The organism is Mucilaginibacter corticis, from assembly GCF_007558865.1.
Lineage (GTDB): Bacteria > Bacteroidota > Bacteroidia > Sphingobacteriales > Sphingobacteriaceae > Mucilaginibacter > Mucilaginibacter corticis.
The window spans coordinates 1-13,562 of record NZ_VLPK01000006.1; the positions used below are offsets into that span (position 1 = coordinate 1).

General features: G+C 44.7%; 19 protein-coding genes. 11 read left to right on the forward strand and 8 right to left on the reverse strand.

Translation table 11 applies throughout. From position 1 onward, the window contains the following. Positions 1-291 precede the first annotated feature (291 nt). Positions 292-651 carry a hypothetical protein gene (locus FO440_RS21740; protein ID WP_144250425.1) on the forward strand — a complete coding sequence of 120 codons (360 nt, stop codon included), beginning with the start codon at positions 292-294 and terminating at the stop codon, positions 649-651. Between the two features lie 45 nt (positions 652-696). Here the strand turns inward: FO440_RS21740 and FO440_RS21745 are convergent, their stop codons facing one another. Then, positions 697-909: an ATP-binding protein gene (locus tag FO440_RS21745; RefSeq protein ID WP_144250426.1), complete on the reverse strand. Its 213-nt coding sequence runs from the start codon at positions 907-909 to the stop codon at positions 697-699. A 200-nt stretch (positions 910-1,109) separates the two neighbouring features. Between FO440_RS21745 and FO440_RS21750 the strand changes: the two genes are divergently transcribed. The 6 genes from FO440_RS21750 (at position 1,110) to FO440_RS21765 (ending at position 4,890) form a co-directional block, all read left to right on the forward strand. Beyond that, positions 1,110-2,045 carry a manganese catalase family protein gene (locus tag FO440_RS21750; protein WP_144250427.1) on the forward strand — a complete coding sequence of 312 codons (936 nt, stop codon included), beginning with the start codon at positions 1,110-1,112 and terminating at the stop codon, positions 2,043-2,045. Positions 2,046-2,049: 4 nt separating this feature from the next. Beyond that, on the forward strand, positions 2,050-2,220 hold the full coding sequence (locus FO440_RS24575; RefSeq protein ID WP_186292752.1) for a hypothetical protein: 171 nt from the start codon (positions 2,050-2,052) through the stop codon (positions 2,218-2,220). A 32-nt stretch (positions 2,221-2,252) separates the two neighbouring features. Further along, positions 2,253-2,417: a hypothetical protein gene (locus tag FO440_RS24580; protein WP_186292753.1), complete on the forward strand. Its 165-nt coding sequence runs from the start codon at positions 2,253-2,255 to the stop codon at positions 2,415-2,417. Between the two features lie 18 nt (positions 2,418-2,435). Then, entirely contained in the window at positions 2,436-3,704 is a 1,269-nt protein-coding gene (locus FO440_RS21755) for a DUF892 family protein (RefSeq protein WP_144250428.1), read from the forward strand. A 92-nt stretch (positions 3,705-3,796) separates the two neighbouring features. Then, entirely contained in the window at positions 3,797-4,585 is a 789-nt protein-coding gene (locus FO440_RS21760) for an HAD-IIA family hydrolase (protein ID WP_144250429.1), read from the forward strand. A 71-nt stretch (positions 4,586-4,656) separates the two neighbouring features. Next, positions 4,657-4,890, forward strand: coding sequence for a DUF4142 domain-containing protein (locus FO440_RS21765; protein ID WP_262711509.1), 234 nt, complete (start codon positions 4,657-4,659; stop codon positions 4,888-4,890). Positions 4,891-4,928: 38 nt separating this feature from the next. On the opposite strand, the gene ku is transcribed toward FO440_RS21765, so the two are convergent. From ku to FO440_RS21780, 3 genes are read right to left on the reverse strand one after another with little or no spacing between them, the layout of a single operon-like run. Beyond that, positions 4,929-5,699: a non-homologous end joining protein Ku gene (gene ku / locus FO440_RS21770; RefSeq protein ID WP_144250431.1), complete on the reverse strand. Its 771-nt coding sequence runs from the start codon at positions 5,697-5,699 to the stop codon at positions 4,929-4,931. Then, positions 5,696-5,968 carry a hypothetical protein gene (locus tag FO440_RS21775; protein WP_144250432.1) on the reverse strand — a complete coding sequence of 91 codons (273 nt, stop codon included), beginning with the start codon at positions 5,966-5,968 and terminating at the stop codon, positions 5,696-5,698. The genes ku and FO440_RS21775 overlap by 4 nt, the downstream gene beginning before the upstream one ends. A gap of 31 nt (positions 5,969-5,999) precedes the next feature. Then, positions 6,000-6,275 carry a hypothetical protein gene (locus tag FO440_RS21780; RefSeq protein ID WP_144250433.1) on the reverse strand — a complete coding sequence of 92 codons (276 nt, stop codon included), beginning with the start codon at positions 6,273-6,275 and terminating at the stop codon, positions 6,000-6,002. Between the two features lie 130 nt (positions 6,276-6,405). Between FO440_RS21780 and FO440_RS21785 the strand changes: the two genes are divergently transcribed. Continuing rightward, complete coding sequence (locus FO440_RS21785; RefSeq protein WP_144250434.1) at positions 6,406-6,597, forward strand: hypothetical protein; 192 nt, start codon at positions 6,406-6,408, stop codon at positions 6,595-6,597. A gap of 18 nt (positions 6,598-6,615) precedes the next feature. Here the strand turns inward: FO440_RS21785 and FO440_RS21790 are convergent, their stop codons facing one another. Beyond that, the gene (locus FO440_RS21790) at positions 6,616-8,202 is read right to left on the reverse strand and encodes a response regulator (RefSeq protein WP_144250435.1); all 1,587 of its coding nucleotides are present in this window, start codon (positions 8,200-8,202) and stop codon (positions 6,616-6,618) included. 87 nt (positions 8,203-8,289) lie between these two features. Continuing rightward, positions 8,290-8,415, reverse strand: coding sequence for a hypothetical protein (locus FO440_RS25005; RefSeq protein WP_262711507.1), 126 nt, complete (start codon positions 8,413-8,415; stop codon positions 8,290-8,292). On the opposite strand from FO440_RS25005, the gene FO440_RS21795 reads away from it, so the two are divergent. Then, positions 8,416-9,228: a transglutaminase-like domain-containing protein gene (locus FO440_RS21795; protein ID WP_144250436.1), complete on the forward strand. Its 813-nt coding sequence runs from the start codon at positions 8,416-8,418 to the stop codon at positions 9,226-9,228. It begins immediately after the preceding gene. Between the two features lie 59 nt (positions 9,229-9,287). Here FO440_RS21795 and FO440_RS21800 read toward each other — a convergent pair whose 3' ends face one another. Continuing rightward, positions 9,288-9,857, reverse strand: coding sequence for an RNA polymerase sigma factor (locus FO440_RS21800; RefSeq protein ID WP_144250437.1), 570 nt, complete (start codon positions 9,855-9,857; stop codon positions 9,288-9,290). 501 nt (positions 9,858-10,358) lie between these two features. Between FO440_RS21800 and FO440_RS21805 the strand changes: the two genes are divergently transcribed. Then, positions 10,359-11,819 (forward strand): sensor histidine kinase, encoded by a 1,461-nt coding sequence (locus FO440_RS21805; protein ID WP_144250438.1) that lies wholly within the window; start codon positions 10,359-10,361, stop codon positions 11,817-11,819. Between the two features lie 236 nt (positions 11,820-12,055). On the opposite strand, the gene FO440_RS21810 is transcribed toward FO440_RS21805, so the two are convergent. After that, positions 12,056-12,544: a hypothetical protein gene (locus FO440_RS21810; protein ID WP_144250439.1), complete on the reverse strand. Its 489-nt coding sequence runs from the start codon at positions 12,542-12,544 to the stop codon at positions 12,056-12,058. A 122-nt stretch (positions 12,545-12,666) separates the two neighbouring features. On the opposite strand from FO440_RS21810, the gene FO440_RS21815 reads away from it, so the two are divergent. Further along, positions 12,667-13,437, forward strand: a complete 771-nt coding sequence (locus FO440_RS21815; protein WP_144250440.1) for an NUDIX hydrolase — start codon at positions 12,667-12,669, stop codon at positions 13,435-13,437. The last annotated feature ends 125 nt before the right edge of the window (positions 13,438-13,562 follow it).

Sequence of the window (13,562 nt, forward strand, 5' to 3'; positions counted from 1 at the left end):
GCACGGTTTCTTCCCAAATGGCGTATTTACCACCGGTTGCAGATTTAGGAATTAAGAATGTTATGAGGATGGACAATACCATCAATTGCTCGCGGTTTTCTTTAAAATGATTTGTTTTCATATGCTTTATGTTTTTTGATGTCACAAAGAAACGGCAGGATGAGTCCACCCGCGTTTGATTTAAATCACAAACGATTTTCAAATCTGTTCAAGTAATTCCTATTAAATAAATAAAACGATCTTGCAATTGCTAATATTTTTAGCATAACTTTGTGTCAAAGAAATTAAATCATGGAAGCTTACAACGTCACCATCATTGGTAGACAAACCATCATCAAACGTCGAACAGACGACTTTAGAATGCAAGTATTTCAGGCAGAGGACTATGTATTGCATGAAGGAACGGTATCATTGGAAGCTACCTTATATATTGAGGATCGTACGTATATTCCACTTCGAAGTTATGTATTCGAATTGATTGATGACCATGAAAGACCATTAATCAGCTATCATGATATTGACCTGTTTAAGGCAGCAGTTGCATTTTACTTTCATGCGATACTTGATACAGATTTGTTTGTTGTCAGTGTGCCTTTGACCTCACACTTCTGCCCTGCAGAACGGACAGGCTATGTGTATCTCGCAGTATAAACAAACCGGCATCAAACCCATTGGTACCGAATTTATAGGCACTACTCAGGATCCCGAAACTGTTTGCGGCAGCGTAAAATAAAATACAGAACCATTTCCCAGTTCACTTTCCGCCCATATGCGTCCACCATGGCGTTTGATGATCTCGGCACTCAGGTACAAACTAATCCCGAACCCGGAAATATACTGCGTCTGGCTATGCTCGACCCGGTTATATCGTTCAAATAAGCGGGGGAGATCTTCAGCCTTGATACCCACCCCGCATCGCGTACGCTGACGATGATTTTGGCCTCAGCCAAGCCATCAATTCTTCAGGCCAATGAGCCTACCAATCTGTTCCTGTTTTGTTTTAAATTAATTTGAATTTAATTTTTTTAATTAGAAGTAAAAGGCATTGTAATTGCTAAGTTAACGAAGAGGATTAATCTCTAACATTTTAACCATTAAAAAATAACAATATGTTTCACCACGTAAAAGATCTACAATTCAACGCCAGGGTATCCCGCCCTGATCCGCGTTTTGCCAACCTGTTATTGGAGCAATTCGGCGGCGAAAACGGCGAACTTGCTGCTGCCATGCAGTATTTCACCCAGGCCTTCGGCGCCAAACAGCCGCACCCGGATAAATACGACATGCTGATGGATATCGCAACCGAAGAATTCAGTCACCTGGAGATCGTCGGCGCGACCATCCAGATGCTTTTAAAAGGTGTCAACGGCGAATTAAAAGACGCCGCTGAGCAAAGCGAGATCATGGTTTCTATGAACGGCAAAGCAGCCAAAGAAAGTGTTATTCATGCCGCGCTTGCAGCAAACCCGCAGTTCCCTATCATTACCGGCGGCGGCCCGACACCAAGAAACAGCCAGGGCGTGCCCTGGTGTGCGTCCTATATTCACTCCAATGGCGACCTGACCGTCGACCTGCGCAGCAACCTGGCTTCAGAATCAAGAGCAAAATTAGTTTACGAGCATTTGATGAAGTTTACCGACGATCCTTATGTAAAGGAAACACTCTCCTTCCTGATGACCCGTGAAGTAACCCACTACAAAATGTTCGAAGCGGCGCTGGACACGATCCAGCCCAACTTCCCGCCGGGCGTACTGGCCGCTGACCCGCGCTACTTGCAAAACGTGTATAACCTGTCTGAAGGGACAGTTCGCGGCCCATGGAACGAAGGCGAGATCAAAGGCATGGGTAAGCAATTTGTCTATGTAGAAAATCCGATCGCCCAGGCAAAAGAAACTAAAGGTCAAATAATTTTAGAAGATGATTTTAAAGCTGAATTAAAAGATTCCGAAAAACTCAACAAAGAGCTGAGCGAAGTGAAAAGCGCAGAAGTCAAAAATGCTGAACCAGAAGGCATCGCGCAATGGAGTACCTACACTAAAATCTAAGGCTATGAAAAAAATAATCATAAGCGGGTTATTCGCGGTCATGCTGATGGCGCTGAGCGGTTGTTCCGCTATTGCCGGTATTTTTAAAGCAGGTGCTGTTGTAGGCATCATCGCCGTGGTCATCATCATTGCGATCATTATCTATATCATTTCCCTGTTCCGGGGTAAAAACTAATGCATCACATTAACAAATTACAATAACACAACATGGCAGATATCAACGTCCAACCAAAAAAATCCAGCCCCTGGTGGCTATGGCTTTTAATCGCAGTGATCGCAGTGGCGATTCTCTATTTTATTTTCCATGGCCATTCCGGTCAGGGGACACAAAATAATGCTGACACAACAACCAGCGGTCAGCATAATAATTAATCATCAAAAACAAAAGAAATGGCATTTGAAGAAGAAGAAAACCAGCCCGCTAAGCGCACGCTGGAAGAATTGAGCAACAGTGATTATGAAATCAGAGAGGGCGAACCGGATATCACCGGCTGGAACGTGGTGGGAAGCAGTGGTATAAAGGTCGGCGAAGTGAGCGACCTGCTGTTTGACGCGCAGGCACAAAAAGTACGCTACCTGATCGTGGAATTACAGGCCAGCGAAGAACACGAGATCAGCGACGAAGACAAACGCGTACTGGTACCCATTGGCCTTGCCGAACTGTCAACGGATGAGGAAACACTTACCATCCCGATTGGATCGGCAGAAGAATTAGCGGGCTTGCCTGCTTACCAAACCGGCGAACTGGATCCGCAAGATGAAGTATTAATCCGGGAAGTATTCGGCGGCAGCACCGCGCCCTATGAACAACCGCAGTTTTATGCGCACGAACATTTTAACGATGATAAATTCTATAACCGTGCGCCTTCACCGGACAACAATACGATAATCGCCGCCGAAGATATGGAGGAAGGTGGCAGCGAGGCCCGCGCGGAATATGCACACGAAATCGTAAACCGGCTAAACCACTCGGACGAAGAACCTGCATCAACGGAATTTCCCCAGGGAAAGATCGTTGGCGAATACGAAGCGGCGGGTGAAGAAAATGTAAACGCCGAAAATAACGACTTCCAGCTGAATGAAGGTTTTATCCCGGAACCTGAAAGTGTGGAGCAGGAAGAAGCCTGGCAGGATGAACAGGCTGCTGATGAAGGCACGTCTAAACTCATGGAATTTTTCGTCAATGAACTGAAAGACCTGCTTTGGGCCGAAAGGGAACTGGTGGAAACCTTGCCGGACATGGCCGATGCCGCCACTTCGGAAGAGCTGAAAAACGCCTTTGAAATGCATTTATCTGAAACTGTAACCCACGTAACCCGGCTGGAGCAAATCTTTAATCTTTTAGGGCTGGAGCCGGAAAGCCGAAAATGCGATGCCATGGCAGGCATTATCGATGAAGGCGATGAGATCATCAGCGCTACGGAAGAAGGTACTGCGCAGCGTGACGTGGGCCTGATCTTTGCCGGTCAGAAAGCGGAACATTACGAGATCGCTTCTTATGGCGGCATGATCGCGCTGGCCACGACCCTCGAGAAAACGGAGATTGCCGAAATTCTAAAATCAACCCTTGATGAAGAAAAACTGGCTGACGCCAAACTAACAGAAATTGCCGAAGACCGGGCAAACCACGACGCAGGCAGGGAATTAGCGGACGATTAAAATAACCACGATATCTAAAAAAGCCGTTTATGATAACGGCTTTTTTTAGATACAAGGCGGTAACATTTCGCTATTCACTTTGTAGTATCAGCATGAGAACACATAACAAACATGGCTTAATGATCGATATGGATGGCGTGATCTACGCCGGCGAAGAACTGATTGAAGGGGCAGACCGGTTCGTTAAAAGACTGCTCGACAAAAACATCCCGTTCACTTTTCTTTCCAATAACAGCTCCAAAAGCCGGGCCGACGCCGTAGCCAAGCTGGCGAAGCTGGGCATTGAGGTTACAGAGGACCATATTTACAGCAGCGCGATGGCAACGGCTACCTTTCTGACTGAACATTACCCCGGCTGCACCGTTCATGTACTGGGTGAAGGCGGCCTGCTCAAAAGTCTGAAAAATGCGGGCATCCGTATGGTCGACAAAAAACCCGATATCGTCCTGTTAGGCGAGGGCCAGGAATTCAGCCTGGATAAAGTGCATGCAGCAGTCGATATGATCATCGACGGGGCGCGTTTCCTTGCCACCAACCGTGACCCTTCGCCGCGCCGCTCCGGCTGGAACAACCTGGGCATCGCCGCTACCGCCGCCATGATCGAGGAAGCCTGCGGCAGGGAGCCGTTTGTCATCGGCAAACCCAGCCCCGTTATGATGCGCTCGGCAGCTGCTTATATGCAGCTATCGCCCGGGAACGTTACCGTCATCGGCGATACCATGGAAACCGATATTATCGGCGGGATCTACATGGGATTCAAAACAATCCTGGTACTGTCAGGGATAGCGGATGAAAATGGCTTGATCCGTTATGGCTATAAGCCGGACCTGGTTGTTCGTTCGATCGGAGAAATTAAGTTTCCTTTGAAATGGTGGAAGTAACGGATCTGTTAAAGCAAAACCCGTACGGCAAATCAAAGTATTGACCACCTATTACTGTACTTCCAGCCGGCCTGGACGCCGAACACCAGGCTAAAAGCGACAGCCTAAGTAAGCTGAGCGGCTCCGCATTTGACAAAGCCTACGTCGCAGCCATGGTCGAAGGCCACCAGAAAACATTAGCTTTAATGCAATCCGAAGCTTCCGGCGGTAAAGACGCGGACCTGAAAGCTTTCGCCACCAAGACGGCACCGGTAGTGCAACACCATTTAGAAGAGATCCAAAAGATCCAAACCAACCTCAAATAAGTCAAAAAAATGAAAGCCGCCTTAAGGGGCGGCTTTCATCAGGCTCCTTTTTTAGCGTTCAGGCTGCTCATCAGCTGATCGTAAAGATCATCGCTTTTGGCCTTCACCGGTTTCAGTTTCTTGATGGTCGGACGTTTACCCTTGGCCTTTTGCTCGATGATACTCATCAGCTCGGTATGGTATTCATCTTTATATTTCGATAGATCCAGCGGCTCGGCATACTGCTCGATCAGGGCCAGGCCCATTTTCAACTCTTTATCGCTCACCTTGATATCTTCATCCAAATTAAGATCCTCCTGGCTGCGGATCTGCTGGGCGAAACGGATACGGGTGACCACAATAGCGTCATCCACCGGATGTACGATACATAAACTTTCCGTGCTGCGCAGCACAAACCTGGCCAGGCCCGCTTTACCCGATTTCTTCAGCGCTGCCAGCAGTAAAGCATAAGCCTTGTTCTTTTTCGTCGCCGGCTCGGTGTAATATGAAGTCTCATAATACATCGGGTTGACCGAAGCGACGTCCACAAAGTTTTCGATCTCGATGACCTTGGTCTTTTCCGGCGCTGCCGCTTCAAAGTCCGCTTCCTCGATGATCACGTAATCATCATCGTATTTATAGCCTTTAACGATCTTATCATAAGGGACTTCCTTTTTCGTGTGCTCGTTTACCCGCTGAAACTTGATGTGGGCATGGTCGCGGCTGTCCAGCATGTCCAGGTCCAGCCGGGTTTCCTCTACCGCTGAAAACAATTTGATGGGGATGCTCACCAGGCCAAAGCCGATGGAACCTGTCCAGATACTTCTCATAGTTTTAATTTTCTAATGTTGTCATTGATCCCCTGCGGATGATGAGCTTCGATCTTATCAGCCAGCAAATGCAGCACCGCTTCCTTAATTTCACCCGGGTTCTGGCAGATGTGCAGGAAATCCTGCGCATCCGGCTCAAAGCTGGCCACATAGACCCCATGTTCAAACACCTTATACTTGCACTGCTCTCCATTATGATGCGGGTATTCGCCCACCTCAAAATGATGCACTTCCTTATCCACGCTGATAATGATCGGGTAATTTTCCATACAGTTACAACTGTCAGACAACCCTATTGTTTCAGGCAAAGCTGCCGAGCTGTTCTTTCATGATTTTATCCAGGTCGCGGTCGACGCATTCCCATACGGCCGCAAGCCCGTCACTGTAACCGGCCTTACGAAAGATAAAATACAGGGTCTCGCCCGGCATGTCCAGATGACGGTAACTCCAGCCGCCGCGTTCACTTCCGGCAGAAAGGATCAGCAGTTCGGCAGCGATTTCAGCAGTCCCCGGCAGTATGCCTAACACCGCGCGAAAGTGATCCAATCTCGTCAACATTAATTTGTCGTAGCCCATAACCTAAAAACCATCAAACCCTGGCTTTGTTTATAAAAAAAATTGAGATAAAAGCTGTTTTTCAATAGCTATTTGTTATTATTGGTAAAATATTTAACCAGAGGCTATTTAAATTTAAGTTTAAAAGAAAATGAGTGCATTTGTCTTGATCATCGAAATTTTATTTAGCGTAGCTGCATTTCTACTGATTATCGTAACCATACTGGCCGGTTTAAAATCCCTGAAAAAAGACCATTTTCCCAACTGGAAGTTTCTCGACTATTTCAGTGTTGGGTATGTCGAATACCTGTTTGCTAAATTCTTCAAAAAGGACAGCAAGTAATTCAGTCATTCTATAAGCTCACCTAATTGCAAAATCTTTTATTTTATTTACCAGGTAGTTTATTTCAAAAGGCTTTTCAATAAAGTCGTTAGCCCCTGCTTCGGTAGCGGCCCTTTTTTCTTTTTCAATTACGGAGGCTGAAAACGCTAGGATGGGAATATTTTTTTTGGGATCAGGCATTTCTTTGCGTATCCAGCGTGTAGTTTCATAACCGTTCATAACGGGCATATGGGTATCCATTAAAATCAAATCAAAATTATTTTCTTTCAATTTTTCGATAGCCTCCCATCCATTTTCGGCAATAGCTACAGTGATATTCCATTCTTTCAGCATTTCGACAATGATGTACTGGTTTGATTCATCATCGTCCGCCAGCAATATATTCAAGTTATCCATCTTTCCGGGCACAGCTTGCTGCTGAGCACCTTCCACCTGGGCATGTTCCGCTAAATGGAACCAATTTTCAAAAGTGAATGTTGTGCCCACGCCAATTTCACTTTCCACGTGCAAGGTTCCTCCTTTGAGTTTAATCAGCCGCTTGACTATGGAAAGGCCAAGCCCGGTACCTCCGAATTTTTGCCAGGTCTTATCTTCGACCTGTTCAAAACGGGTAAAAATTTTATCTATGGACGATTTGGAAATACCAATGCCGGAATCTTTTACCGTAAATTGAAGCAGGGCCTTATCCTCATTTTTTTCGATCAGTTTTAAATTTACAGTAACACTTCCGCGAAGGGTAAATTTGATGGCGTTGTTGATGATGTTTATTAAAATTTGATTGATCCTGAGGGAATCCGCCATCATCATTGCGGGCACATTATCGCCAATCTCACAGACCAGGTCAAGCCCTTTTTCTTTGGCCATGGGTCGCGTCAGGTCACAAATGGTTTCAACTAAATTGACCATGTCCGTTTCTGTACGCACGATTTCAACTTTACCCGCGTCAATCTTGGCGCTTTCCAGTATGTCATTGACAATACCCAATAAGGCCTGGGAAGAATGTTCCATCAAACGGATCATTTCCTGCTGCTCTTCATAATTTTCGGTATCTTTCAACAGATGGGTCAACCCTATGATCGCGTTTAGCGGTGTTCTTATCTCATGGCTCATATTAGCCAAAAAGTTTTCTTTGATAATTTTGCTCTTCTCCGTTTTCCTGATCGCTTTAAAAAGTTCATGCTGATAAACTTCCAGCTCCTCATTTTTCTTTTTTATTTCTTTTTGGTAGTTAACCAGGGTGATCAGCGAGTTGACTTTCGCAATGGTTATATACAGATCAAGTGGCTTAAATAAGTAATCAACTGCCCCGTTACTTAATCCTTTAACCACATGTTCCGAACTCATGGAGTAGCCGGTAATAAGAATAACCATGATGTGCGCTGTTAAGGGATCACTTTTGATCATCTCCAGTACCTGGAAACCATCAATATCCGGCATTTTCACATCGATAAGTGCAATAGAAATATCGTTTTCCGCGCAAATTTTCAGGACATTTCCTGGGGATGTCGTGCTGAAAATAACGACGTTATCCCGTTCCAAAGATAGCTCCAAGGCGTGTAGGTTATCTGCGTTATCGTCTACGATAAGAATATTTATCACTTCCATTATAAAAATTTAAACTCAAATTAAACGTCAATTAACACGTTGAAAAGCCATGACAGTTAAGTATTGTTTTTGAGAAAAAAAATATTTTTAATTTGCATCTTTTTTCAAAAAATCCAGTTTTTCCCCAAATTTGGCTGTGATATTTGCGCCTTTTTTGCCATTAGGACTGGAAAATATTTTCAAACCAAGTTCTAAAGCTGTTGTTAGAGGCATATGAAATTTTTTACCACCGCCGAGCTCAACTACCAGGTAAATGGCCCGGGTACGCTGATCCTTAACGTGCACGCTTTACGGACTTCACAGCAGGCGGTTTCTTCAGAGACGCTCATCATAGAGCCGTACCACAAATTAGAAGAGATCTGCGCTGTAAACGGAGAGAACCGGCTGATCCGCCTCAAACTGACAGAAAACGGACCGCTCCGCATCTCCTACCAGGCCATCGTAGATCATACGTATACTGCGAAAAATCCCGCCGAGCTGTTTGAAACGCCGGTTGACCAGTTGCCCCCCGAGATTTTGCCGATGCTTTATCCCAGCCGCTACTGCCAGTCGGATAAACTGGGGCGATTGGCAGGCCACCTGTTCGGGCACCTTGGCAGCGCCTACGAAAAGGTCGTGGCTATAGTGGACTGGATCCATACCAATGTAGAATACCGCAGTGGGTTTTCCAATGTAGAAACCTCTGCCTATGATACCGTAACACAACAGGCCGGGGTATGCCGGGATTTCGCCCACCTGGGCATCGCGCTCTGCCGCGCATTATCCATACCGGCACGTTACTTTACAGCTTATGCCTATTTGCTCGTGCCACAGGATTTCCATGCTTGTTTTGAAGCCTATCTCGGGGGTGAGTGGATCTTATTTGATGCCACTAAACTGGTGCCCATCAACGGCCTGATAAAGATCGCGAGCGGAAGAGATGCTGCAGATGCTTCCATTGCAAACATTTTCGGCGACATCCAGTTCAGCAGCATGGCGGTACGCTGCGATCTTGATGATTCAAATTTTGTCCCGCTGTATCAATAGCTAGGCAAAAGTTTGACTCCAATGGCAATAAAACAATTACTGCATTTAGACAAAGTATATTAACTGGCTATTGCCAACCCTTTCTGATAATATCTCCTCAGCCGATTGACAGCCATAGTGACCCGAGTCTTTACGGTACCCGGCGGTATGCCCAGCGCCTCTGCCGCTTCAATATGAGTATATCCACAATAATATATCAGATCGATAATCTGCATTTCTTCCTGACGCAAGCGCATAACGCCTGATCGGATTAGCCTGTAGTCTAAACAGTCTTCTATAGTAGTTGACTTGTGCTCGATAAATTCACTATTCTCCAGGCCGTGGCATTTGAGTCCATTCCGATAACTCTTGGATCGCAGGCTATCGATAGCGAGATTCCTGGCGATATTTACCATCCAAGTAAACAACCTCCCTTTCAATTCGTCATACTTGTCTACCGATTGCCAGACGCGAATGAATGTTTCCTGTAACAGATCTTCGGCGAGCGCAGAATCAGGAATGATCCGCGAGATGATCCCGTACAAAGCGGTGCTGTACATATCATATAATGCCCGGGCCCCATTTGGATGGCGTTCCCGCATTGCACGTATTAATATTTCCTCAGGTAGTTTAAGTTTTCGGTTCGGCATAATAGCAAATAATCGATTTACGGATTAAGTGTATTGCCGGTTTGTAAATTCTAGTTAATATTCATTAAATAATGAAGAAATTCGCCATAGCATTGTTCTACCTGCCATAGAAAAATCTAAATTCGGCCAGACTGTGTTTTCCTAATAATAATCTAACAACGGCGTGCGTTTATTAATTTAATATCTTTTCTGAGGTCATTAGTGACACTGACCACGAACGTGAATTAACAATTAAATGCTGCTTCCTTTGTAGTAGTTTACCCGATCGCCTACTGATGTAGGATGTGGTTGCAGTCAGTTCAGGCAGTCATTCTATTTGTCGCCATTTTCCACTTTCCTGGCGAAAAATCACTCATTCTGAACCTTTTAAGGCATCCTGCTGGATTTTGAAAAAATTGGGCAAAATTTTCAAAGGTAGCTCAAATGCTGTATTTTAAAACTTTTTTTGTTTTCTTTCGTAAAAAAAAGTTATTTTAAAATTAAAAAACTGTTTCAGCATTAATGCACACCCAATTCGAACTTTATCAACTTGTGGAGCCATTAGCCCGTCTCGGCATTTGGGAGCGTAATTTAAGTACCGGGGAATGTTTTTGGAACAGTACAGTTTATGAGCTACTTGAAGTCGGTCCGGAATTCACTGCCAGCCAGGAAGAGGCGCTTCACTTTTATAAAGAATCCGATCGTCTCCGGAAAGTTTTCCGCAGAGTCGTCGACAGCGGCATGCCAGAAACCACGGAAGCCGAATTGATTACTGCCACCGGCAAAAGCCGCTGGCTCAAAATAAGGGCAGCAGTCCGGCAACAAAATCACACATCTGTCTTATACGGTACACTGGAGGACATTACCGACGAAGTCATTGTTCGGCATCAGCTGGAAGAAAGAGAGGAACGATTGGCCCAGGCTTTTCGATTTGCATCGATCGGCAAGGCACTGGTATCACTCAATGGCCGCTGGCTGGAGGTGAACCCAAGCCTGATCCGTATGCTCGGCTATGGGGCAGCAGAGCTCCTTGACAAAACCTGGCCGCAACTGCTCGTAAAAGAAGATTTGGATACCGGAAGACGGATGTTGGCCGAGCTGCTGAGCGGAGAGATAGAATACTATAGCATGGAAAAACGCTTTCGGCATGCTTCTGGGATTCTGATCTGGACCCTGGTCAATGTGTCGCTGGTACGTAATGAAGGCGGAAAGCCGTTATATTTTATTGCGCAGATCGCTGACATCAGTCAGCAGAAGAAAAATTCGGAGATTATTGACAGTCAAAACAAGCGTCTGCTGAATTTTGCTAATATTGTCTCCCATAATCTGCGCACCTACAGCGGGAATATCCAGTTGCTGAGCCGCATGATACGGGAAGAACAGGAAGCTGCGGAACGAGACGTCCTTGTTGAAATGCTTGATAAAACGTCAGGAACCCTCCTGGAAACGCTGGCCCATCTCAATGATGTCGTGACTGTTCAGCAGCTTGAGGTGAGCCGCCGGAATTTGAATTTGTTGACTGAGGTTCAAAGAGTCAGCGATGTGCTCCTGCCCTCGCTTAAGGCTGTAGGTGCCTCGTTGTCCGTTGAGATAGATCCGGATGTGCAAGTTTTGTTTAATCCCGCTTACCTGGAGAGCGTTTTGGTTAATCTCATCAGCAATTCCATTAAATACCGCTCGCCGGACAGGCCGCTTTCGGTGACTGTTAGATCATGGCGAAAGCGCGGGCTGGTTATGCTAAACATTGCGGATAACGGTTTAGGAATCGATATGGCGGCAAACGGGGATAAAATTTTTGGTTTATATAATACCTTTCATCAGCATATTGATGCACGGGGAGTGGGTTTATTTATGGTCAAAAGTCAGATTGAAACTATGGGCGGCAGCATAAATGTCAGCAGCCAGGTTGCTGAAGGCACCACTTTCACCATTGAGTTTATGCCAGCTGAGCGAGAGTCCGGCGTCGTAATTTTGACGAATTAAAAGAACCTAAGCTCAAACCAAAATTAGCAAGTAATTACAATACAAATTGTGGGAGAACGGCAACCCTAAAAGCCTGCTGAAGCCAAAAGCCTGGAAATCCGGCAAGGCTTGATCATACAATAAGGTCACGGTAGGTTTCTCTGAAATGCATATACAATAACCCCTTTATGCGATCGTCGACATACCGGTTTGGATATTCGACTTATTTCCAAACAATCCTGCAGCTACCTTTTGTTTCACAATCGACTAATATCGTGCATAATCAAAACAACAAATTGTGGCTTCTGCTCAAATGTGTCTATCTCTGCCTGAAATACACGTTGATCATATCCGGTACTCATCCTGTAGATGATAACTTTTCGGAGGCCGTCTTGTGCGACATCTGTCAATGCCCGCAATAGTTCCCCATCAGTAGTTGTCCATAGCGATTGCGCATACATTTCGTTGGTTATATGTTCTCCCCAAAGTTCGGCGAACGATCTATTGATGTAGCAAATTTTTAAATCTGATATCCTGAAAATCGCAAAAGGTGGTCCTGCTAAGTTTAACGCCGCCAAAACCTGGCCTGGAAATATAATATGTTGAATTCTTTGACGATGTTTTTCACGCGAAGTGACGTAGGTAACCACTATTAAAAAAGTGGCAAACAGCATAACCAAAATGGTTTGAATTAAACCATGGAAAGGCAGATTAAGCTGGCATAATGAATTCAGGTAGGATTCCATTTACAACTAATAGGAATGCAATATACACATATTAACTCATTATGTAGTTTTTACAGAATATAAAGTCCCACTTAAAAAACAAGAAGCAATTTATAATTTGTTAAATTGGAACCGTGTCATCAATGGAAGCAAATTGGATCAATTTTATAGATCATGGCGATCAACATTACATGTGCGATCTGATTATTTGTAATGTCATCTTTGGTTACCACGAAAAAGAACTTAAGGTACTTTTACAACGTCCCTCCGGCTCGCCCAACTGGACGTTGCCTGTAGGGTTTATGAAAAGGACAGAAACCCTGGAAGAGGCAGCTGCCAGTGTCGTAAAGAGGCGCACGGGTTTGGATAAACTTTTTTTAAGTCAGTTCAAGTTGTTCAACTCCTGTAGCCAGTATCTTGATGCCAACATCAATGCCGATTCATTTTATAAGACCACGGGCCGGCAAATACCCAGCGATCACTGGATGTTCAAGCCTAAAATTGCCGTAGGTTTCTATACCCTTATAGAATTTTCAAAGGTTACTGTACATGAAAGCGGATTTTTCACGGATTGCCGGTGGTGGGATATAGACCGCTTGCCGTCGCTTTTATTTGATCCGGGCCATGTCATTGATGAGGCCAGGAAATCCTTATGCAAACACTTGTATTTCTATCCTATAGGATATGAGCTTTTAGAAGAAAAGTTCACATACCCCGAAATACATCATCTTTATGAGAGATTGCTGAATCGAAAGCTAGATGAACGCAATTTTTTGAAAAAATTATTGTCTATGAATTTAATTGTCAAACTGAAAGAACAAAAAAAAATTGGCCCTCACCGATCACCCTACTTATATTCATTTAACCGGGAGGTCTATCAAAAAGCTATTAAAGAGGGCGTTTTTTTATTGTGATGCAATGATCTATCTGAAGAGGTTATTATTTAAGTTAGGAATTTTTTTTCTAGTTTAATTGAGGTTGTTTTTCTTAAAAAAATCAGACTGTTAGGTTAGGGTAATTACCCTGGCAAGTAAAACTA